Origin of the sequence: Xanthomonas sp. 1678, assembly GCF_031455575.1 — a bacterium.
In the GTDB taxonomy this organism is placed as follows: domain Bacteria; phylum Pseudomonadota; class Gammaproteobacteria; order Xanthomonadales; family Xanthomonadaceae; genus Xanthomonas_A.
The window spans coordinates 30,023-52,460 of record NZ_JAVDSZ010000003.1; the positions used below are offsets into that span (position 1 = coordinate 30,023).

18 protein-coding genes and 1 tRNA gene are annotated in these 22,438 nt (G+C 69.6%); 14 read left to right on the forward strand and 5 right to left on the reverse strand.

What is annotated here, in order from left to right; translation table 11 throughout:
- Positions 1-188 precede the first annotated feature (188 nt).
- From J2Y70_RS06340 to J2Y70_RS06390, 11 genes are all read left to right on the forward strand, one after another.
- Positions 189-1,214, forward strand: coding sequence for an N-acetylornithine carbamoyltransferase (locus tag J2Y70_RS06340; RefSeq protein WP_309914824.1), 1,026 nt, complete (start codon positions 189-191; stop codon positions 1,212-1,214).
- 73 nt (positions 1,215-1,287) lie between these two features.
- Positions 1,288-2,529, forward strand: coding sequence for an argininosuccinate synthase (locus J2Y70_RS06345; protein WP_309914827.1), 1,242 nt, complete (start codon positions 1,288-1,290; stop codon positions 2,527-2,529).
- Between the two features lie 250 nt (positions 2,530-2,779).
- Positions 2,780-3,223, forward strand: a complete 444-nt coding sequence (locus J2Y70_RS06350; RefSeq protein WP_263397966.1) for a GNAT family N-acetyltransferase — start codon at positions 2,780-2,782, stop codon at positions 3,221-3,223.
- Between the two features lie 5 nt (positions 3,224-3,228).
- Complete coding sequence (locus tag J2Y70_RS06355; protein WP_309914830.1) at positions 3,229-4,326, forward strand: acetylornithine deacetylase; 1,098 nt, start codon at positions 3,229-3,231, stop codon at positions 4,324-4,326.
- An 85-nt stretch (positions 4,327-4,411) separates the two neighbouring features.
- Positions 4,412-5,728, forward strand: coding sequence for an acetylglutamate kinase (locus J2Y70_RS06360; RefSeq protein WP_309914834.1), 1,317 nt, complete (start codon positions 4,412-4,414; stop codon positions 5,726-5,728).
- Positions 5,729-5,733: 5 nt separating this feature from the next.
- Positions 5,734-6,345 (forward strand): GNAT family protein, encoded by a 612-nt coding sequence (locus J2Y70_RS06365; RefSeq protein ID WP_309914837.1) that lies wholly within the window; start codon positions 5,734-5,736, stop codon positions 6,343-6,345.
- A complete protein-coding gene (argC, locus tag J2Y70_RS06370) occupies positions 6,342-7,313 on the forward strand; it encodes an N-acetyl-gamma-glutamyl-phosphate reductase (RefSeq protein WP_309914840.1) in 972 nt (323 codons plus the stop codon). The genes J2Y70_RS06365 and argC overlap by 4 nt, the downstream gene beginning before the upstream one ends.
- A gap of 107 nt (positions 7,314-7,420) precedes the next feature.
- Positions 7,421-8,719: an argininosuccinate lyase gene (gene argH, locus J2Y70_RS06375; protein WP_309914843.1), complete on the forward strand. Its 1,299-nt coding sequence runs from the start codon at positions 7,421-7,423 to the stop codon at positions 8,717-8,719.
- 134 nt (positions 8,720-8,853) lie between these two features.
- Positions 8,854-9,111: a YciI family protein gene (locus J2Y70_RS06380; RefSeq protein ID WP_309914846.1), complete on the forward strand. Its 258-nt coding sequence runs from the start codon at positions 8,854-8,856 to the stop codon at positions 9,109-9,111.
- Positions 9,112-9,115: 4 nt separating this feature from the next.
- Entirely contained in the window at positions 9,116-10,300 is a 1,185-nt protein-coding gene (proB, locus tag J2Y70_RS06385) for a glutamate 5-kinase (RefSeq protein ID WP_309914851.1), read from the forward strand.
- A gap of 179 nt (positions 10,301-10,479) precedes the next feature.
- Positions 10,480-11,727: a glutamate-5-semialdehyde dehydrogenase gene (locus J2Y70_RS06390; RefSeq protein ID WP_309914854.1), complete on the forward strand. Its 1,248-nt coding sequence runs from the start codon at positions 10,480-10,482 to the stop codon at positions 11,725-11,727.
- A gap of 51 nt (positions 11,728-11,778) precedes the next feature.
- On the opposite strand, the gene J2Y70_RS06395 is transcribed toward J2Y70_RS06390, so the two are convergent.
- A complete protein-coding gene (locus J2Y70_RS06395) occupies positions 11,779-12,939 on the reverse strand; it encodes a GGDEF domain-containing protein (protein WP_309914859.1) in 1,161 nt (386 codons plus the stop codon).
- Positions 12,940-13,177: 238 nt separating this feature from the next.
- Between J2Y70_RS06395 and J2Y70_RS06400 the strand changes: the two genes are divergently transcribed.
- Positions 13,178-15,094 carry a CocE/NonD family hydrolase gene (locus J2Y70_RS06400; protein ID WP_309914862.1) on the forward strand — a complete coding sequence of 639 codons (1,917 nt, stop codon included), beginning with the start codon at positions 13,178-13,180 and terminating at the stop codon, positions 15,092-15,094.
- Between the two features lie 368 nt (positions 15,095-15,462).
- On the opposite strand, the gene J2Y70_RS06405 is transcribed toward J2Y70_RS06400, so the two are convergent.
- The 4 genes from J2Y70_RS06405 to J2Y70_RS06420 all read right to left on the reverse strand — a co-directional run bounded on the left by J2Y70_RS06405 (position 15,463) and on the right by J2Y70_RS06420 (position 18,505).
- Positions 15,463-15,539 (reverse strand) — tRNA-Pro (locus J2Y70_RS06405).
- Positions 15,540-15,599: 60 nt separating this feature from the next.
- Positions 15,600-15,710 carry a cytochrome bd-I oxidase subunit CydX gene (cydX, locus tag J2Y70_RS06410; protein WP_309914865.1) on the reverse strand — a complete coding sequence of 37 codons (111 nt, stop codon included), beginning with the start codon at positions 15,708-15,710 and terminating at the stop codon, positions 15,600-15,602.
- Between the two features lie 34 nt (positions 15,711-15,744).
- Positions 15,745-16,896 carry a cytochrome d ubiquinol oxidase subunit II gene (gene cydB, locus J2Y70_RS06415; protein WP_309914868.1) on the reverse strand — a complete coding sequence of 384 codons (1,152 nt, stop codon included), beginning with the start codon at positions 16,894-16,896 and terminating at the stop codon, positions 15,745-15,747.
- A 19-nt stretch (positions 16,897-16,915) separates the two neighbouring features.
- Positions 16,916-18,505, reverse strand: a complete 1,590-nt coding sequence (locus J2Y70_RS06420; RefSeq protein ID WP_263397979.1) for a cytochrome ubiquinol oxidase subunit I — start codon at positions 18,503-18,505, stop codon at positions 16,916-16,918.
- Between the two features lie 201 nt (positions 18,506-18,706).
- Between J2Y70_RS06420 and cydD the strand changes: the two genes are divergently transcribed.
- Entirely contained in the window at positions 18,707-20,674 is a 1,968-nt protein-coding gene (gene cydD, locus J2Y70_RS06425) for a thiol reductant ABC exporter subunit CydD (protein ID WP_309914872.1), read from the forward strand.
- Positions 20,671-22,347, forward strand: a complete 1,677-nt coding sequence (gene cydC, locus J2Y70_RS06430) for a thiol reductant ABC exporter subunit CydC (protein WP_309914875.1) — start codon at positions 20,671-20,673, stop codon at positions 22,345-22,347. The genes cydD and cydC overlap by 4 nt, the downstream gene beginning before the upstream one ends.
- Positions 22,348-22,438: the final 91 nt, after the last annotated feature.

The following is a 22,438-nucleotide window of genomic DNA, read 5'->3' on the forward strand; positions in this document are numbered from 1 at the left end:
CGCGCGCGCCGACCGGAATCCCACATCCTGGCTGGGTAACCGGAGCGCTGTGCCGTTCGTTCTGAAAACCCAGCCCGAGGCTGGGTTTTTTCGTTTTCATGCCCCGGAAAGGTTTCACCCGTAAAGAACTAACCGCGCGTCCCGCGCACGCCACCGCCCGGTGGCTCCACGCAGCAAAGGATGGATCGATGTCTCTGAAGCACTTCTTGAACACCCAGGACTGGAGCCGGGCCGAGCTGGATGCGCTGTTGACCCAGGCCGCGCTGTTCAAGCGCAACCGGCTGGGCAGCGAGCTGAAGGGCAAGTCGATCGCGCTGGTGTTCTTCAACCCGTCGATGCGCACCCGCACCAGCTTCGAGCTGGGCGCGTTCCAGCTGGGCGGGCATGCGGTGGTGCTGCAGCCGGGCAAGGACGCCTGGCCGATCGAGTTCGAGCTGGGCACGGTGATGGACGGCGACACCGAGGAGCACATCGCCGAGGTGGCGCGGGTGCTCGGCCGTTACGTCGACCTGATCGGGGTGCGCGCGTTCCCGAAGTTCGTGGACTGGTCCAAGGACCGCGAGGACCAGGTGCTGAAGAGCTTCGCCAAGTATTCGCCGGTGCCGGTGATCAACATGGAGACCATCACCCATCCGTGCCAGGAGCTGGCGCACGCGCTGGCGCTGCAGGAGCATTTCGGCACCCAGGACCTGCGCGGCAAGAAGTACGTGCTGACCTGGACCTACCACCCCAAGCCGCTGAACACCGCGGTGGCCAATTCGGCGCTGACCATCGCCACCCGACTGGGCATGGACGTGACCCTGCTGTGCCCGACCCCGGACTACGTGCTGGACGAGCGCTACATGGGCTGGGCGGCGCAGAATGTGGCCGAGAGCGGCGGCTCGCTGACCGTCAGCCACGACACCGACAGCGCCTACGCCGGCGCCGACGTGGTCTACGCCAAGAGCTGGGGCGCGCTGCCGTTCTTCGGCAACTGGGGCCCGGAGAAGCCGATCCGCGACCAGTACCAGCACTTCATCGTCGACGAGCGCAAGATGGCGCTGACCAACAACGGCGTGTTCTCGCACTGCCTGCCGCTGCGCCGCAACGTCAAGGCCACCGACGCAGTGATGGATTCGCCGAACTGCATCGCCATCGACGAGGCCGAGAACCGGCTGCATGTGCAGAAGGCGATCATGGCGGCCCTGGTGGGCCAGGGCCGCCGGGATTCGTGATTCGGGATTGGGGATTCGCAACGGCGACCTCCCTTCCCGCTCTTAATTTAGTCAACCGCAGAGAGACTCCCCCATGTCGCAGCAAACCGCTTCTACGAATCCCGAATCCCCAATCTCCACTCCCGGCCCCAAGGACATCGTGCTGGCCTTCTCCGGCGGCCTGGACACCAGCTTCTGCATTCCCTATCTGCAGGACAAGGGCTACGCCGTGCACACGGTGTTCGCCGACACCGGCGGGGTGGACGACGAGGAGCGCGACTTCATCGAGAAGCGCGCGGCCGAGCTGGGCGCGGCCAGCCACGTCACCGTCGATGGCGGCCCGGCGATCTGGAGCGGTTTCGTCAAGCCGTTCGTGTGGGCCGGCGAGGGCTACCAGGGCCAGTACCCGTTGCTGGTGTCCGACCGCTACCTGATCGTCGATGCCGCGCTCAAGCGCGCCGACGAGCTGGGCACCAAGGTCATCGCGCACGGCTGCACCGGCATGGGTAACGACCAGGTGCGCTTCGACCTGGCGGTCAAGGCGCTGGGCGATTACGAGATCGTGGCGCCGATCCGCGAGATCCAGAAGGAGCACACCCAGACCCGCGCCTACGAGCAGAAGTACCTGGAAGAGCGCGGCTTCGGCGTGCGCGCCAAGCAGAAGGCCTACACGATCAACGAGAACCTGCTCGGCGTGACCATGTCAGGCGGCGAGATCGACCGCTGGGAAGCGCCGGGCGAGGGCACCCGCGGCTGGTGCGCGCCGCGCAGCGCATGGCCGATCGAGCCGCTGACGGTGACGGTGAAGTTCGAGCACGGCGAAGCGGTGGCGGTGGACGGCAAGCCGCTGGAAGGTGCCAAGCTGCTGGCCAAGCTCAACAAGCTGTTCGCCCCGTACGGCGTGGGCCGCGGCATGTATACCGGCGACACCGTGATCGGGCTGAAGGGCCGCATCGTGTTCGAGGCGCCGGGCCTGATCGCGCTGCTGGCCGCGCACCGCGCGCTGGAAGACGCGGTGCTGACCAAGCAGCAGAACCGTTTCAAGCCGGACGTGGCGCGCAAGTGGGTGGAGCTGGTCTACGAAGGCTTCTACCACGATCCGCTGAAGACCGACCTGGAGGCGTTCCTGGATTCCTCGCAGGCCAAGGTCAACGGCGAAGTGACGCTGGAGACCCGCGGCGGCCGCGTCGATGCAGTGGCGGTGAAGTCGCCGCACCTGCTCAACGCCAAGGGCGCGACCTATGCGCAGTCGGCGGACTGGGGCGTGGCCGAGGCGGAAGGCTTCATCAAGCTGTTCGGGATGAGCTCGACGTTGTACGCCCAGGTTAATCGCTGAAGCTCAAAGCCCCTCTCCCGTCGGGAGAGGGGTTGGGGGCGCCGCAGGAAAGCTTCGGGACCATCATGATGAACGCGTCGCCACGCGCCAGCCATGGGGAACTACTGCAACGCCTACTTCCATTGTTCTCCATACGGGCGCGTGGCGACGCGTTCGTCCCGGTTGCTTCTCGAAATTTCTTGAGGCGCCCCTCGTCCGCCCCTTCGGGGCACCTTCTCCCGGTGGGAGAAGGATCTGTTGCGATTAATCCATGAGCCAACTGCGCATCAGCACCGACAAGCAGGACCTGGATCTGCCGTTGATCCATCGCTTCCTCAGCGAGCAGGCCTATTGGTGCCTGGGCATCCCGCTGGACACGGTGCAGCGGGCGATCGCCGGTTCGCTGTGCTTCGGCGGCCATGTCGCCGGCGCGGGACAGGTGGCGTTCGCACGGGCGATCACTGACGGCGCGACCTTCGCCTACCTGGCCGATGTGTTCGTGCTCGACGCCTACCGCGGCCGCGGCTACGGCAAGCAGCTGGTCGCCGCGGTGATGGCGCATCCGCAGCTGCAGGGGCTGCGCCGTTTCATGCTCGCCACTTCCGACGCGCATGCGCTGTACGCCCAGCATGGCTTCGCCGCGCCGGCGCGTCCGCAGTCGCTGATGGAAATCGCCCATCCCGACCTCTACCGCACCAGCACCCCGGCTGCCTGACCGCCATGACCGATCTGCTCGAATCCACCCTCGCGCACCTGCAGCAGCTGGTGTCCTTCGACACCCGCAATCCGCCGCGCGCGATCGGCACCGATGGCATCTTCGACTACCTGCGCGCGCAGCTGCCCGGGTTCCAGGTCGAGGTCATCGATCACGGCGCCGGTGCGATCAGCCTGTACGCGGTGCGCGGTGCGCCGAAGTACCTGTTCAACGTGCACCTGGACACGGTGCCGGATTCGCCGCACTGGAGCGCCGACCCGCACGTCATGCGCCGCAGCGACGACCGCGTGGTCGGCCTGGGTGTGTGCGACATCAAGGGCGCGGCCGCGGCGCTGCTGGCCGCGGCCAATGCCGGCGACGGCGATGCCGCGTTCCTGTTCTCCAGCGACGAGGAAGCCAACGATCCGCGCTGCATCGCCGCGTTCCTGGCGCGCGCCATTCCCTACGAAGCGGTGCTGGTGGCCGAACCGACCATGGGCGAGGCGGTGCTGGCGCATCGCGGCATCAGTTCGGTGCTGATGCGCTTCGCCGGCCGCGCCGGGCATGCGTCGGGCAAGCAGGATCCGTCGGCCAGCGCGCTGCACCAGGCGATGCGCTGGGGCGCACGCGCGCTGGACCATGTCGAGACGCTGGCGCATGCGCGCTTCGGCGGCCTGACCGGGTTGCGCTTCAACATCGGCCGGGTCGAAGGCGGCATCAAGGCCAACATGATTGCGCCGGCGGCCGAGCTGCGTTTCGGCTTCCGGCCGCTGCCGTCGATGGACGTGGACGCGCTGCTGGCGACCTTCGCCGGTTTCGCCGATCCGGCCGCCGCGCAGTTCGAGGAGACGTTCCGTGGGCCGAGCCTGCCGAGCGGGGACATCGCGCACGCCGAGGACAAGCGCCTGGCCGCGCGCGACGTCGCCGATGCGCTGCACCTGCCGATCGGCAATGCGGTGGATTTCTGGACCGAAGCCTCGCTGTTCTCGGCCGGCGGCTACATCGCCCTGGTCTACGGCCCGGGCGACATCGCCCAGGCGCACACGGCCGACGAGTTCGTGACGCTGGAGCAACTGCAGCGTTACGCGACGTCGGTGGACCGCATCATCAACGGCGCGCGCTGAGCCGCGCTTCGTCCCGTTCCTGGCCCGCGCCGTTGGGCTGCCCACACCCGTTCATCTGGATTCTTTCGGAACCGCCATCGCCGCCATGCACGCCAACAAGCAAACCCGTCAGACCATCGTCCGCCTGCTCTCGAGCATGGCCAGCGCCAAGGAGATCAGCCAGTACCTCAAGCGTTTCTCGCAGCTGGACGCCAAGCGTTTCGCCGTGGTCAAGGTCGGCGGTGCGGTGCTGCGCGACGACCTGGAGGCGCTGACCTCGTCGCTGTCGTTCCTGCAGGAAGTCGGGCTGACCCCGATCGTGCTGCACGGCGCCGGTCCGCAGCTGGACGCGGAACTGGCGGCGGCCGGGATCGAGAAGCAGACCGTCAACGGCCTGCGCGTGACCTCGCCCGAAGCGCTGGCGATCGTGCGCAAGGTGTTCCAGGCCTCCAACCTCAAGCTGGTCGAGGCGCTGCAGCAGAACGGCGCGCGCGCCACCTCGATCACCGGCGGGGTGTTCGAGGCGCAGTACCTGGACCGCGACACCTACGGCCTGGTCGGCGAGGTCAAGGCGGTCAACCTGGCGCCGATCGAGGCCAGCCTGCAGGCCGGCTCGATCCCGGTGATCACCAGCCTGGGCGAAACCCCGAGCGGGCAGATCCTCAACATCAACGCCGACTTCGCCGCCAACGAACTGGTGCAGGAACTGCAGCCGTACAAGATCATCTTCCTCACCGGCACCGGCGGGCTGCTCGACGAGCAGGGCAGGGTGATCGACTCGATCAACCTGTCCACCGAATACGACACCCTGATGCAGCAGCCGTGGATCAACGGCGGCATGCGGGTCAAGATCGAGCAGATCAAGGACCTGCTGGACCGGCTGCCGCTGGAGTCGTCGGTGTCGATCACGCGCCCGGCCGACCTGGCCAAGGAGCTGTTCACCCACAAGGGCTCTGGCACGCTGGTGCGGCGCGGCGAGAAGGTGCTGCGCGCCACCGCGTGGAGCGAGCTGGATACGCCGCGGCTGCAGTCGCTGATCGAATCCAGCTTCGGCCGCACCTTGGTGCCGGACTATTTCGACAAGACCCGGCTGCTGCGCGCCTATGTCAGCGAGAACTACCGCGCCGCGGTGATCCTCACCGACGAGGATGGCTACACCTACCTGGACAAGTTCGCGGTGCTCGACGACGCGCAGGGCGAGGGCCTGGGCCGCGCGGTGTGGAACGTGATGCGCGAGGAGACCCCGCAGCTGTTCTGGCGTTCGCGCCACAACAACCAGGTCAACATCTTCTACTACGCCGAGTCCGACGGCTGCTTCAAGCAGGAGAAGTGGAAGGTGTTCTGGTACGGACTGGAGGACTTCGAGCAGATCCAGCACTGCGTGGCGCATTGCGCCACTCGCACGCCAACCCTGCTGGGCTGAGCGCGATGAGCCTGGAATTGCTGCCTGCGCTGTGGCGCGAGGTGCCGACTCTGCAGGGCCTGCATGCGTCGCTGGAGCCGTTGCAGGCCGCGCATGCCGACGCCTTGCGCACGGCGCTGCACGGCAGCGGCTTGGAGCGGCTGTGGTACACCAGCGTGCCGGCGCCGGACCAGGTCGAGGGCTACGTGGCCGCCGCGCTGGACGCGCAGGCGCAGGGCCGCGTGCTGCCGTTCGTGGTGCGCGATGCGGCCGGCACGGTGGTCGGCAGCACGCGTTTCTACGGGCTCGACGCCGAGGTGCCGACGCTGCTGATCGGCTACACCTGGTACGCGCCGCGGGTGCAGCGCAGCGGGGTCAATACCGAGGTCAAGCGCATGCTGCTGCAGTACGCGTTCGAGGCCCTGCAGTGCATCAGCGTCGGCTTCGAGACCAGTTGGTTCAACCATACCTCGCGCACCGCCATCGCCCGGCTCGGCGCCAAGCAGGACGGCGTGCTGCGCAACCACAAGCGCCACGCCGACGGCACCCCGCGCGACACCGTGGTGTTCTCCATCATCGACACGGAATGGGCCGGGGTGAAACGCCACCTGCAGTTCCGCCTGGACTCGCATACATGACTACCAAGACCTATGGCGTCGGCATCGTCGGCGCGCGCGGCCATACCGGCGCCGAACTGATCAAGCTGGTCGCCGCGCATCCGCAGCTGCAGCTGGCGTTCGTCTCATCGCGCGAGCTGGCCGGCCAGCGCGTGGCCGAGCACAGCCGCGACTACCAGGGCGAGCTGCGCTACGAGAACCTGGACGCCGACGCGGCCGCGGCCAAGCAGGCCGACGCGGTGGTGCTGGCGCTGCCCAACGGCAAGGCCGCGCCCTACGTCGCCGCGCTGGATGCGGCGCTGGTCGCCGATCCGGCCGCGGTCGATCCGGTCGTGGTCGACCTGTCGGCCGACTACCGCTTCGACCCGGCCTGGTACTACGGCCTGCCGGAACTGACCCGCGACCGCTACGCCGGGCAGAAGCGGATCAGCAATCCCGGCTGCTACGCCACGGCGATGCAGCTGGCGATCGCACCGCTGCTCGACCAGCTGGCCGGCCCGCCGCAGTGCTTCGGCGTGTCCGGCTATTCCGGCGCCGGCACCACGCCGTCGGACAAGAACAACCCCGAGCTGCTGCGCGACAACCTGATGCCGTACGCGCTGACCGACCACATGCACGAGCGCGAAGTGTCCGCGCAACTGGGCGTGCCGGTGGAGTTCATGCCGCACGTGGCGGCGCATTTCCGCGGCATCACCATGACCGTGAACCTGTGGCTGCAGCAACCGCTGGCGCTGGATGCGATCCAGCGCCGCTACCGTGAGCGCTACGCCGGCGAACCGCTGATCGAGGTGCTCGACGAAGCGCCATGGGTCAGCCGCATCGCCGACAGGCACGGCGTGCAGATCGGCGGCTTCACCCTGGCCCCGGGCAACAAGCGCCTGGTGCTGGTGGCGACCCTGGACAACCTGCTCAAGGGCGCGGCGACGCAGGCGATGCAGAATCTGAACCTGGCGCTCGGCTTGGACGAGCTGACCGCGATCCCGCTGTGATCAACGGGACCGGGGACCGGGGACCGGGGACCCGGAAGAGCAAGAGCACGCGCTCCTGCTTTTCCGGGTCCCCGGTCCCCGGTCCCCGGTCCCCATAAGGACCCCCAATGACCAACCTGCTCTGGCAAAAACCCGGCGTCGCCGTCGACGCCAAGATCCAGGCCTTCCTGGCCGGCGACGACGTGATCCTGGACCGCGAGTTCTTCCTGCACGACATCGCCGCCAGTGGCGCGCATGCCGAAGGCCTGCAGCGCATCGGCATCCTGTCGGCCGACGAACTGGCCGGGTTGCAGCGCGAGCTGGCGATCCTGGCCGAGGATTTCCGCGGCGGCGCGTTCGTGCTCGATGAGCGCTTCGAGGACGGCCATTCGGCGATCGAGGCGCGGCTGACCGAGCGCCTGGGCGATGCCGGCCGCAAGATCCACACCGGGCGCAGCCGCAATGATCAGATCCTGGTCGCCACCCGGCTGTGGCTGAAGGAACGGCTGGCGCACCTGGCGCAGCTGAGCCGCGAGATCGCCAAGGTCGCGCTGGACCGCGCGCAGGCCGAGCAGGCGCTGCCGCTGCCGGGCTACACCCATATCCAGCGCGCCGTGGTGTCCTCGGCCGGGATGTGGTGGGCGGGCTGGGCCGAAGCCTTCATCGACGATGCGATCCGCGCCAGCGACACGTTGCGCCTGATCGACGCCAATCCGCTCGGCACCGCCGCCGGCTACGGCGTCAACCTCAAGCTCGATCGCGAACACACCACCGCCGCGCTCGGCTTCGCGCGCATGCAGGTGAGCCCGATCTACGCGCAGCTCTCGCGCGGCAAGTTCGAGATGGCCGCGCTGGAAGCGCTGGGCAGCGCGACCCTGGACCTGCGCCGGCTGGCCTGGGACCTGTCGCTGTTCACCAGCGGCGAGTTCGGCTTCGTCGCGTTGCCGGCGCAATACACCACCGGCAGCTCGATCATGCCCAACAAGCGCAACCCGGACGTGATCGAACTGATGCGCGCCACCCACGCCAGCGTGGCCGCCGCGCGCACCGAGATCGAGCAGTTGCTGTCGCTGCCGTCCGGCTACCACCGCGACCTGCAAAGCAGCAAGGGCGCGATCTTCCACGGCTTCGGCCGCGGCCTGGCCGCGCTGGAGCTGCTGCCGGCGCTGCTGGCCAACCTGGAGTGGCGCGAAGACAGGCTGCGCGCGGCGATCGACTCGGGCATGTACGCCACCGACGTCGCGGTCGAGGCGGCGCTGGCCGGCGTACCGTTCCGCGAAGCCTACCAGGCCGCCGCCGCCGCATCGGACAGCGCAGGGCAGGGCCGCACGCCGGAAGGCAGCCTGGCCGCGCGGGTTTCACCCGGCGCCGCCGCCGACCTGCGCCTGGCCGAACTGCAGGCGCGCTGGCAGGCGCTGGACGCTTGATCCTGTAGGAGGAGCTTCGGCCCGACGCCTACCGGTAAGGCGTCGGGGCTGAAGCCCGTCCTGCAAAGAGCGTTCGCCGCGGTGCGCGGCGAAAATGCCGAACATTCGAACCGATGCACAAGGAACACCGTAGGATGAAGCACTACCTGGTTCTGGCGATGCGCAAGCCGAGTTTCGACGAGGCCGTGGTCGCCCCTCATCTGGCCTTCCTCGACGCACTGCGCGAGCGCGGCCTGCTGGCGCTGACCGGCGGTTTCAGCGACCGCAGCGGCGGCGCCTACCTGCTGCAGGGCGTGGCCGACCTGGCGCAGGCGCAGGCGATCGTGGCGGCCGATCCGCTGGCAATCCACGACTGCTCCGAACTCACCGTCCACGAATGGAACACGCGCTGATCCCATGACCCCGCAGACGCCATCGCCCTTCGCCGAACAACGCCTGCCGCCGTGGCGGCGCGCGGTGCTCAAGGTCGGCAGCAGCCTGCTCGCCGCCGATGGCGGTGGCGGGCTGTCGCCGCGCTTCGCGCTGGGGCTGGCGCAGTTCGTCTCGGCCAACCTGGCGGCCGGGCGCGAACTGGTGATCGTGTCCTCCGGCGCGGTCGCCGCCGGCCGCGCGATCCTGCCGCGCGCCGCCGAGGCCGGCGCCGCCATCGCCGCGCGGCAGGCGCTGGCCGCGCTCGGCCAGGCGCAGCTGATCGCGCTGTGGCAGCGCTTCTTCGAGCGCCCGGTGGCGCAGGTGCTGCTGACCCACGACGACCTGCGCAACCGCCGCCGCTACCTCAACGCGCGCGCCACCCTGGGCGAACTGCTGCGGCTGGGCGCGCTGCCGGTGGTCAACGAGAACGACACCGTATCGGTGGACGAACTCAAGCTCGGCGACAACGACAACCTGGCCGCGATCGTCGCCGCGCTGGTCGATGCCGACGCGCTGTTCATCGCCACCGACATCGACGGCCTGTACACCGCCGACCCGCGCAGCGATCCGCACGCGCAGCCGCTGGACGAGGTGACCGAACTGACCGCGGCGGTGCTGGCGATGGCCGGCGGCAGCGGCAGCAGCGTCGGCACCGGTGGCATGCGCACCAAGCTGGAGGCCGCGGCCAGGGCCGGCGCCGCCGGCATCGAGACCTACCTGTTCAACGGCCGCAGCGCCGAGGTAGTGCGCGGCCTGGCCCAGGACCGCCTGCGCGGCACCCGCATCCATCCCGCGCGCACCCGCATCGCCGCGCGCAAGTACTGGCTGCGGCAGGTGCCGGTCGAACCCGGCGCGATCCTGGTCGACGCCGGCGCCGCCGCCGCGCTGGCCGACAGGGGCGCCTCGCTGCTGCCCGGCGGCGTGGCCGGTGCCGAAGGCGATTTCCGCCGCGGCGACATGGTCGAAGTGCGCCTGCGCGACGCCGCCGGCGAACGCTGCCTGGCGCGCGGCGTCAGCCAGTACTCGGCCGCCGACGTGCGCCGCATCGCCCGCCGCCACTCGCGCGACATCGAATCGATCCTGGGGTATAGCTATGGAGAGAATGTGATTCACCGCGACGATCTGGTTGTTGTTCGGGACTCGGGACTCGGGACTCGGGACTCGACGTAAGCGCGCGAGACCGGTGCGACGTCGCGCGGAAAAGGAATCGCGTGGCGTGCTCGCAGCGATCGCGAAAATGGCGATGCGTTCCGCTCCGACGGCTTGACAATCCCGATCGCCCGCACAGCCTTTCCGAGTCCCGAGTCCCGAGTCCCGAGTCCCGAGTCCCGAACAAACTGGAACCATCAATGAGCACCATCCGAACCCAAGCCCTGCAATGCCGCGACGCCGCGCAGGCGTTGGCGCAGTTGTCGTCCGCGGCCAAGCAGGCCTTGCTGGAGGCGATGGCGGCGGCGCTGGAGGCGGACGCGGAAACGATCCTCGCCGCCAATGCGCGCGATCTGGAGGCGGCGCGGGCCAGGGACGTCGGCAGCGCGATGCTGGATCGGCTGGCGCTGGACGGCGCGCGCCTGGCCGGTGTCGCCGCGGCGCTGCGCGAAGTCGCGGCGCTGCCCGATCCGGTCGGCCAGGTCACCCGCGACGACGTGCGCCCGAACGGCATCCGCGTGCAGAAGGTGCGGGTGCCGCTGGGCGTGATCGCGATGATCTACGAAGCGCGCCCGAACGTCACCGCCGACGCCGCGGCGCTGTGCATCAAGGCCGGCAACGGGGTGATCCTGCGTGGCGGCTCCGAAGCGATCCATTCCAACACCGCCATCGCCGCCGCGCTGCGGCGCGCGCTGCGCGAGGCCGGGATCGGCGAGGACGCGTTGACCCTGGTGCAGGATCTGCGCCGCGAGACCATGCTGGAACTGCTGCAGCTCAACGACATCGTCGACCTGGCGATCCCGCGCGGCGGCGAGGGCCTGATCCGTTTCGTCGCCGAGCATGCGCGGGTGCCGGTGATCAAGCACTACAAGGGCGTGTGCCATCTGTTCGTGGACGCCTCGGCGGGCCTGGACTTGGCGGTGAAGCTGCTTGTGGACGGCAAGACCACGCGCCCGGCCGCCTGCAATTCGCTGGAGACGCTGCTGGTGCATGCTGACGTCGCCGCGCGCTTCCTGCCGCTGGCGGCGCGGGCGCTGCAGCAGCGCGGGGTGGTCTTGCGCGGCGACGACGCCAGCCGTGAATTGCTGCCGGACATCGACGCAGCCAGCGACGCCGACTACGCCGCCGAATTCCTCGACCTGATCCTGGCGATCCGCGTGGTGCCGGACATCGACGCGGCGATCGCGCACATCCGCCACTACGGCTCGGACCACACCGAGGTCATCGCCACCGCCGATGCGGCCAATGCCGAGGCGTTCGTGCAGGCGCTGCGCGCGGCGGTGGTGATGGTCAACGCGTCTTCGCGCTTCTCCGACGGCGGCGAACTGGGCCTGGGCGCGGAGATCGGCATCTCCACCACGCGCCTGCACGCCTACGGCCCGATGGGCCTGGAAGCGCTGACCGTGGAGCGCTTCGTGGTGCGCGGCGCGGGGCAGGTGCGGCACTGATCGCTGCAGCCTCCTGCCTGCGCTGCGGGAAGGGCGCGGCAGGCGGCGCGCCTAGGATCCGGTCGGCAGCGGATCGTGGTTGATGCTGGAGACCACGCGGTTGCGTCCGGCGGCCTTGGCCCGGTAGAGCATGCGGTCGGCTTCCGCTACCAACGCATCGATCCGCGGCACGCCGCCGACCGAGGTCGCCACGCCGATGCTGATGGTGGCGTCGATGCGGCGTCCTTCCACTTCCCGGGCATCGGCCATGAACGCAAGGCGCAGCCGCTCGGCCATCGCATTGGCCTGCGCCAGGTCGGTGTCCGGCAGCACGCAGACGAACTCTTCGCCGCCGAAGCGGAAGATCCAGTCGCCCTTGCGCAGGCTGCGCCGCGCGATCTGCGCGGCCAGCACGATGACCGCATCGCCGAGCCGGTGGCCATGGCGGTCGTTGATGCGCTTGAAGTGGTCGATGTCGAAGAACAGCACCGAGCGGCGGCGCGCGCCGCGATCGCGCCATTGCTCCGCGCGCTGCTCGAAGAAGCGGCGGTTGTACAGGCCGGTCATCGGATCGCGTACCGAGTCGTCGTAGTAGCGCAGCGCCTCGCGCTCCTTGTGCATGGCCACCAGCAGCGCGCTCGCCAGCAGCACGTGCAGCAGGATCCTCACGTTGTAGAAGACCACTGCCCAGGTCTGCGCGGGCGCCGCGCCCAACGGCTGCGGCAGCCAGTGCGCGAAGGCCACCGCCAGCGCCGCCAGCACGGCGGCCACCCCGAACACGATGGCCAGCAGCCTGGCCGACGGAAGGCCGCCGTTGCGCCGGCGCCACAGTTCCCTCGCCGGCAGCGCGCTGTAGAGGCAGACCAGCCCGACGCGCAGGCCCGCGTTGGCCATGGCCCAGCCGTGGCGGTCGAACACGGCGATCGCCAAGCCCAGCCACAGCAGCGCCGGCAGCAGCAGCCAGCCCCATTTCGGCGGACGGTCGTAGAACGCGCGGATCGCCTGCCAGCCGAACGCATAGGCGAGGGTGATGCAGAACGCGCCCAGTTGCAGGCCGAGCCTGCCGGGAAACGCCTGCGGCTGGATCAGGAAGGCGCAGCCGCAGGCGCCGGCGAAGAATGGCATCGCCAACCACAGGCGCTTGCCCGCCTGCGGGCGCGCGATCAGCACCAGCAACGACAGGCACAGCAGCACCACGGTGGTGTAGCCGAGCAGCGTGGGGACATCGACCATGGCGGCAACAAGGGCCTTGCTGGCGCGTGGCAGCCAGGCGGGCCCTCTCGGAAAACGCCCATTATCCCCCCATTGCTCCGGCACGGGCGGGGTGCGTTGCCTGCCGCCGTTTTCCGCGTCGGCGGCCGTCGCCGCTTCAGGTTCACCACGAAGTCGCCACGTGCGCCGAGGCCGGAGCGACACTTCCGCCCGGGCCGCGGTTGCGCCTACAGTCGCCTTCTCACTGTCCGGAGGTCCCATGCGCCCCATCGCCGCCCGCTTGCTCGTCACCGTCATTGCCGCCGCGCTGGCTGCCGCCGCCCAGGCGCAGACCGCGCCGATGACCCCCGACATCACCGGCAAGACCTTCGTCGCGCCGACCGAGGCCAACGACTACGTCAAGCGCGAGGTGATGATCCCGATGCGCGATGGGGTCAAGCTGCACACGGTGATCGTGCTGCCCAAGGGCGCGCAGCATGCGCCGATGCTGTTGACGCGCACGCCCTACGACGCCAGCGGCCGCGCCAGCCGGATGGCCTCGCCGCACATGCGCGACCTGTTGCCGCAGGGCGACGAGGTATTCGTCGACGGCGGCTACATCCGCGTGTTCCAGGACATCCGCGGCAAGTACGGTTCGCAGGGCGACTACGTGATGACCCGGCCGCTGCGCGGCCCGCTCAACGGCAGCAAGGTCGACCACGCCACCGACGCCTGGGACACTATCGACTGGCTGGTCAAGAACGTGCGCGAATCCAACGGCAAGGTCGGCATGATCGGCTCGTCCTACGAAGGCTTCACTGTGGTGATGGCGCTGACCGATCCGCATCCGGCGCTGAAGGTGGCCGCCCCGGAAAGCCCGATGATCGACGGCTGGATGGGCGACGACTGGCTCAACTACGGCGCCTTCCGCCAAGTCAACTTCGACTACTTCACCGGGCAGCTCACCCAGCGCGGCAAGGGCAGCGGCATTCCGCGCCAGGGCCACGACGACTACAGCAACTTCCTGCGCGCCGGCTCGGCCGGCGACTACGCCAAGGCCGCCGGCCTGGAACAGCTGCCGTGGTGGCGCAAGCTCACCGAACATCCGGCCTACGACGCGTTCTGGCAGGGCCAGGCGCTGGACAAGGTGATGGCGCGCACCCCGCTCAAGGTGCCGACGCTGTGGCTGCAGGGCCTGTGGGACCAGGAGGATATGTGGGGCGCGATCCACAGCTACCAGGCGATGGAACCGCGCGACGCCGGCAACGACAAGAACTACCTGGTGATGGGGCCGTGGCGGCACAGCCAGGTCAACTACGACGGCGCGTCGCTGGGGGCGCTGAAGTTCGACGGCGACACTGCGCTGCAGTTCCGCCGCGACGTGCTCAAGCCGTTCTTCGACCAGTACCTGGTCGACGGCGCGCCGAAGGCCGACACGCCGCCGGTGTTCATCTACAACACCGGCGAAAACCACTGGGATCGCCTGCAGGCCTGGCCGCGCAGCTGTGCGCAGGGTTGCGCGGCGCGCAGCAAGCCGCTGTACCTGGGCGCTGGCGGCACGCTGTCGTTCGACGCGCCGACGGCCGGGCAGGGCGACTACGAGGAGTACGTGTCCGACCCGGCCAAGCCGGTGCCGTTCGTGCCGCGCCCGGTCGACTTCGGCGACCGCGACGTGTGGACCACCTGGCTGGTGCACGACCAGCGCTTCGTCGACGGCCGCCCGGACGTGCTGAGCTTCGTCAGCGAACCGCTGGACGCGCCGCTGAGCATCGCCGGTGTGCCCGAAGTGAACCTGCAGGCCTCCACCAGCGGCAGCGACAGCGACTGGGTGGTGAAGCTGATCGACGTCTACCCGGACGAGATGGCGTCCGATCCGAAGATGGGCGGCTACGAACTGGCGGTGTCGATGGCGATCTTCCGCGGCCGCTACCGCGAGAGTTTCGAAACGCCCAAGCCGATCGCGCCGGACCAGCCGCTGGCCTACCGCTTCGGCCTGCCCACCGCCAACCACACCTTCCAGCGCGGCCACCGGGTGATGGTGCAGGTGCAGTCCAGCCTGTTCCCGCTGTACGACCGCAACCCGCAGACCTACGTGCCGAACATCTACTTCGCCAAGCCGGGCGACTACCAGAAGGCGACGCAGCGCATCTGGCATACGCCGCAGCAGGCCAGCTACATCAGTCTGCCGGTGCGTTGAGCGCGGTCCCCGGCGCGCGCCAGCGCGTGCCGGGGACGTGTGCGTGTGGCGCCTTCGCCGGCGCGGCAGCAGCGCATGGATGCCTCTTGCGGCGGCGCGCGACCTGCGGGTGCTAAGGCCATCGTGAGGCACGCGATCCGTCAGTGAGCGGCTCGCAGGTTGGCTGCAAGATCGACCGGACAGGAGTGGGGCGTTCGCGCGGCGGCGCGGATGCGTTATGCCGGCTTCGGAGTGGCGAAGGCGTTGCATCGGCTGCCGTGGCCGGTTGCCAGCCGTGGCGCGCGGGGCGCAACCTCGCCGGCGCCGCGCCGCAGGCACAAAAAAACCCGGAAAACGTTGGTTTTCCAGGCTTCTTGTGACCTTGAAACTGGTCGGGGAGACAGGATTCGAACCTGCGACCTCTACGTCCCGAACGTAGCGCTCTACCAGACTGAGCTACACCCCGAAGGAGCCGCACATGATACGGGGGTCACCCGCATTCGGCAAGATCCTTTGCGAAAAAATTTCAGTCCGCGGCCTCCGTGGCGGCGGCCTCGCGGGCCTCGAACCACATGCCGTTGAGGATGGCGGCGGTGGAGGCCAGGCCGACACCGAGAATCCAGGCGAAATACCACATGGTGCAATCTCCTATGCAATCGGGTTGAACGCGCTCAGTACGCGTTGGGGTTTTCGTCCATCGACGCGGCGCTGACCTTACCCTTCAGCACCCGGTACACCCAGGTGGTGTAGCCGATGATGATCGGCAGGAACACGACGGTGGCCAGCAGCATGATCCACAGGGTCAGGCGGCTGCTCGAGGCGTCCCACACGGTCAGGCTGGAGCCGGGCTGGCTGGAAGAGGGCAGCAGGAACGGGAAGATCGCAAAGCCCACGGTCAGGATGATGCCGGCGATGGCCGTGCCCGAGGCGATGAACGCCAGCCCGCCGCGGCGCTTGCGCAGCAGCAGTGCGCTGAGCAGCAGGCCGAGCAGGCCGGCGACCGGCGCCAGCGCGGTCAGCGGCATCGTCTGGTAGTTGTGCATCCAGCCGCCGATCTCGCCCAGCACCGCGGTCTTCAGCAGCGGGTTGGTGGCGCCGTCGGTGACCACTTGCGAGGTCACCGCATAGCCGGGCAGACCCATCGCCACCCACACGCCGGCGGCGGCGAACAGCGCGCAGGCCACCAGCGCGGCCACGCTGCCGTAGCGGGCCGCGCGCTCGGCCACCGGGCCGTCGGTCTTCAGCACCAGCATCGCCGCGCCGTGCGCCACCAGCATGCTCACGCTGAGCAGGCCGGCGAGCAGGGCGAACGGCATCAGCAGGCCGAAGAAGCCGCCCGTGTAGAACACCCGCAGCGTGTCGTCGAAGTGGAACGGCACGCCGAGCAGCACGTTGCCCACCGCCACGCCCATGATCAGCGCCGGGATGAAGCCGCCGATGAACAGCGCCCAGTCCCAGCCGTTGCGCCAGCGCTGGCTGGGCAGCTTGCCGCGGAACTTGAACCCGACCGGGCGCAGGATCAGCGCGAACAGGATCACGAACATGGCCAGGTAGAAGCCGGAGAAGCTGACCGCGTACAGCGGCGGCCAGGCGGCGAAGATCGCGCCGCCGCCGAGCACCAGCCAGACCTGGTTGCCTTCCCAGACCGGGCCGATGGTGTTGACCACCAGCCGGCGTTCGGCGTCGTTTTTGGCCACGAACGGCAGCAGCGCGCCGACGCCCAGGTCGAAGCCGTCCATCACCGCGAAGCCGATCAGCAGGATGCCGAGCAGCAGCCACCAGATCAGGCGCAGCGTGGTGTAGTCCAATGCAATGAAGTCCATCGTCATTCTCCTGCCGGGATCAGAGTTGACCGGCGGCCGCGGTGGCGGCAAGGGGCGCGGCGGGGCGCGGGGTCGGCTGCAGCAGCGCCGGCAGGTCGTCGGGACCCTTGCGGATCGCCTTGAGCATCAGCTTGATCTCGATGACCAGCAGCACGGTGTAGATCGCCACGAACCCGGCCAGGGTGATCAGGATGTCGTGCAGGGCCAGGCCGGAGGCGGCGTAGAAGGTCGGCAGTACACCTTCCACCGCCCACGGCTGACGGCCGTATTCGGCGACGAACCAGCCGCATTCGATCGCGATCCACGGCGCCGGCAGGGTCCACACCGCCAGCTTCAGGAACCAGCGCTTTTGCTCGAAGTTGTGCTTGCATGAGAACCACATCGCGGCGATGAAGAACGCGATCAGGTAGAAGCCCAGGCCGGCCATGACCCGGAACGTCCAGAACAGCGGCAGCACGCGCGGCACGGTATCCAGCGCCGCCTTGGAGATCTCCTCGGGAGTGGCGTTGAGGATGTCGTCGCGGTAGCGCTTGAGCAGCAGGCCGTGGCCCAGGTCCTGCCAGTGGCGGTCGAACACTTCGCGCGCCTGCGCGTCGTTGCGGTCGGCCTTGAGCCGTTCCAGCGCGCCGTAGGCGATCTGGCCGCCGCGGATGCGGTGCTCGGCGCGGCCGACCAGTTCCAGGATGCCGGGAATCGGCGTGTTCAACGAGCGCGTGGCGACCAGGCCCATCAGGTACGGCACCTTGATCGCGTAGTCGTTCTTGCCGGTGGTCTGGTTGGGGATGCCGAAGGCGGTGAAGTCGGCCGGGGCCTGCTCGGTCTCCCACATCGCCTCGATCGCGGCCAGCTTCATCTTCTGGTGTTCGTTGGCGGCGTAGCCGCTCTCGTCGCCGAGCACCACCACCGACAGCGAGGACGCCAGGCCGAACGCGGCGGCGACCGCGAACGAGCGCCGCGCCATGTCGCGGTGCTTGCCGCGCAGCAGGTACAGCGCGCTGATCGACATCACGAACACCGCGCCGGTCACGTAGCCGGCGCTGACCGTGTGCACGAACTTGGCCTGCGCCACCGGGTTGAACAGCACCGCCATGAAGTCGACCACCTCCATGCGCATCGTGTCCGGGTTGAACACCGCGCCGGTCGGGTTCTGCATCCAGCCGTTGGCGATCAGGATCCACACCGCCGACAGGTTGGTGCCCAGCGCCACCAGCCAGGTCACCATCAGGTGCTTGACCGGCGAGAGCTTGTTCCAGCCGAAGAAGAACAGGCCGATGAAGCTGGCCTCCAGGAAGAACGCCATCAGCCCCTCGATCGCCAGCGGCGCGCCGAAGATGTCGCCGACGTAGTGGCTGTAGTAGGACCAGTTCATGCCGAACTGGAACTCCATCACGATGCCGGTGGCCACGCCCATCGCGAAGTTGATGCCGAACAGCACGCCCCAGAACAGGGTCATGCGCCGCCACACCTCCTTGCGGGTCATGACGTACACGCTCTCCATGATCGCGATCATGAAGGACAGGCCGAGAGTGAGCGGGACGAACAGGAAGTGGTACATCGCGGTCATGGCGAACTGCAGCCGCGACAGCTCTACGACAGTGGTGTCGATCATGGCTGTGCTACCTCGTGGAGAATGTGCATCTGGGTGGCCGGGTGGCGGTAGGTTGGGGGCGATGTTCCGCTTCCGTCGCGGATCCGGCCTTGATCCAGATCAATGCCGGTGCTGGCCGGGATCGGCATCGTGACGGCACGCGGCGGCCCCGACCGGGATGCCGCCTTACAATGGCGGCCTGTTCGCCGCGCCGAGCCCGTTTTGACCGATCCCGCCGAGTCGTCCGCCGCACCGCCCGCCGAGTCGCCGCACCTGCGGCAGCAGCGCGTGCGCTGGCTGGCGTCGCTGGCCGCGGCGGCGCGTGGGCCGCAACGGATGGCCGCCGCGGCGATCAGCCTGTCCGGGGCGCTGTTGATCGTGCAGGCCGGCGCCATCGCCTGGCTGCTGCAGGCCTTGCTGGTGGAGCGTGGCGAGCTGCAGCAGGCGCTGCCCGCATTCGCCGTGCTGGCGCTGGTATTGGTTGTACGCGCGTTGCTCGGCGCCTGCGCGCAGCGCGCCGCTGGTGATGTCGCCGACGCGGCCAAGTTCGAGCTGCGTCGGCGCGTGTACCGGCGCCTGCTGCAGCGCGGCCCGCTGTGGCTGCGCGGCCAGCGCAACGGCGAGCTGGGCGAACTGCTGCTGGCGCACGGCGACGCGCTGGACGGCTACTACGCCGGCTATCAGCCGGCGCGGCTGGAAGTGAGCGTGGTGCCGCTGCTGATCCTGCTCGCGGTCGGCTGGAGCGACTGGGTGGTGGGCCTGCTGCTGTTGTTCACCGCGCCGCTGGTGCCGATCTTCATGATGCTGGTCGGCTGGGGCGCCGAGGCGGCCGGGCGCCGCCAGCTGCGCGAGCTGGCGCGGATGGGCGGGCATTTCGCCGACCGGCTCAAGGGCCTGGGCCTGCTGCGCCTGTACGGCCGCGGCGAGGACGAACTGCGCGGCATCGCCGCCGCCGCCGAGGGCGTGCGCGAACGCACGTTGAAGGTGCTGCGCATCGCGTTCCTGTCCTCGACCGTGCTCGAGTTCTTCGCCTCGGTCAGCGTGGCGATGGTGGCGATGTACCTGGGCCTGAGCTACCTGGGCATGATCGCGCTGCACGCGGCGGTGCCGACGCTGGACGTGGGCGTGTTCTGCCTGCTGCTGGCGCCGGAGTTCTACGCGCCGCTGCGGCGCCTGGCCGCGCACTACCACGACCGCGCCAACGCGCTGGCGGCCGCGGCCGAGGTGGAGCGCCTGCTCGGCGAGCTGCCGGATGCGGCGGCATCGTTGGCGCCGTTCGTGTCGTCGCCGTCCGTTGCCGCGCCGCCTGCGTCGCTGACGCCGCCGTTGTCTGCGCTGGCTGCTCCTGCGACGCCGGCGGCACCTGATGGAGTCGTAGCGACCGCGTCGCCTGCAGCGCCCGTAGTGCCTGCGGCATCCGGGGCACCTGCAGCACCTTTAGCATCTGCTGGGGCACCCACGGTGCCTGCAACGCGCGCAGTGCCTGAAGGATCCTCATTGCCCGCCATGCCCACAGCGGTGGCGACGCCGGCAGCGCCCACCCAGCCGCTGCTGCGCGCCGAGGACGTGACGCTGCGGCCGCAGGGCGCGCGCTGCGATGCGTTGCGCGATCTGTCCTTCAGCCTGCAGCCTGGCCAGCGTCTGGCCCTGGTCGGGCCCAGCGGCAGCGGCAAGAGCACGCTGCTCGAAGCGCTGGCCGGCTGGCTGCCGCCGCGCGCCGGCCGCCTGCAGCTGCGTCCCGGGCTGCGCGTCGGCTATGCCGGGCAGCGCCCTTACCTGTTCCACGGCAGCATCGCTGACAACCTGCGCCTGGCCGATCCGCAGGCCAGTGCCGCGCAATTGCAGGCCGCGGCCGAGGCGGCGCAGGTCATGCGCTTCGCCGCGCGCCTGCCGCTGGGCCTGGACACCGTGATCGGCGAACGCGGCTTCGGCCTGTCCGGTGGCGAGGCGCGGCGCATCGGTCTGGCGCGGTTGCTGCTGCGCGATCCGGACCTGCTGCTGCTGGACGAACCCACCGCCTTCCTCGATCCGCAGACCGAGGCCGAACTGCTGCGCACGTTGGCCGCCTTCAGCCACGGCCGCAGCGTGATCGTCGCCACCCACAGCGAGGCGGCGATGCGCTGGGCCGACAGCGTGCTGCGGCTGCCGGCGCGCGCCGCGGCCGACGCCGCGATCGGAGCGGCGCCATGAGCGGTCCCGCACGCGACGACCTGCGCAGCGTGTTCGGCCGCCACTACGGCCGCCTGCTGCTGACCGCGCTGCTGTTGTTGTGCACGATGCTGGCCGGGGTCGGCCTGCTCGGCCTGTCCGGCGGCTTCCTGACCGCCGCGGCGTTGGCCGGCGTGGCCGGCATGGGCAGCGGCTTCAACTTCTTCTCGCCCTCGGCCGGCATCCGCGCGCTGACCTTCGCGCGCATCGCTTCGCGCTACGGCGAAAAGCTGGTCGGCCACGACGCCACCTTGCGCATCGCCCGCGACCTGCGCGTGTGGTTCTTCCGCCGCGCGCTGCCGCTGGCCCCGGCCAGGCTCGGCGCCAGCCGCACCGGCGAACTGCTGGCGCGCTTGATGTCCGACATCGGCGAGGTCGATGGCCTGGTGGTGCGCGCACTGGGACCACTGGCAGCCCTGCTCGGCGTCGGCGCGGTCGGCGTGGCCGCGGCGGCCGCGATCTATTGGCCGGCAGCGCTGGTGTTGGCGCTGCTGGCAGTGGCGATCGGTGCCGGCGTGCCGTGGGTGGTCGCGCGCGGCGGGCGCATGCGCGAGCAGCGCCGCGCGCAGCGGCGCGAGACCTTGCGCACGCTGGCCTACGAAGGCCTGGAAGGCGCCGCCGACCTGGCCGCGCTGGACGCCCAGGCCGACTGGGTCGCGCGCGTGGACGCCAGCGCGCACGACCTGCGCGCGCAGGATCGCCAGCAGCGGCAGCGCCTGATCGGCGGCAATGCGCTGCATGCGCTGTGCGCTGCGCTCGGCTTGCTGGCGATGCTGTGGCTGGCGCTGGGCGCGGCACGCGCCGACCGGATCGGCGCCGAACAGGCGGCCGGCCTGCTATTCCTGACCGTGGCCCTGCTCGAGGTCTGGGCCGGTGCCGGCCTGGCCTGGCAGGCGCTGCAATCCGGGCGCGTGGCCGCGCAACGGTTGCAGGCGATCGCCGGGCAGCGCCCGCCGGTGGCCGACAGTGCGCAGCTGCAGCCGGTGCCCGCGGCCGGCGAGGTGCGGTTCGACGCGGTCGGCTTCGCCTGGCCCGGCGAGACCCGGCGCGTGCTCGACGGCATCGACCTGCGCATCGCGCCGGGCGAGCGCATCGCCATCAGCGGCGACAGCGGCAGCGGCAAGACCACCTTATCGGCGCTGCTGCTGCGGCTATGGGATCCGCAGCAGGGCAGCATCCGTTTCGCCGGCGTCGACCTGCGCGACCTGGCGCAGGCGCAATGGCACCAGCGCATCGCCTGGCTGCCGCAGGGCGCCCCGGTGTTCGCCGGCAGCGTGCGCGACAACCTGCGCCTGGGCGCGGCCGACGCCGACGACGCCACACTGCAACGCGCGCTCGCCGACGTACGCCTGGACGCATGGCTGCTCGAAGTCGGCGGCCTGGACGCCTGGCTGGGCGAGAACGGCGCGACCATGTCCGCCGGCCAAGCCCGGCGCCTGGCCCTGGCCCGCGCGCTGCTGCGCAACGCGCCGCTGCTGGTGCTGGACGAACCCACCGAAGGCCTGGACGTGGACACCGCACAGGCCCTGCTGCGCGACCTGACCCAGGCGCTGGGCCAGCGCAGCCTGCTGCTGATCAGCCACGACGCGCTGCCCGAAGGCGTGGTGCATACGCGTTATCGCATGCAGCAGGGGCGACTGCAGGCCGAGCCGTAGTGCCCGGAATCGGCCGCGATGATCATCAGCGCATGGGCTGAGGGCGGATGCAGTCGGGACTGAAGTCCCTCCCACAAGGGCAGCAGCATGC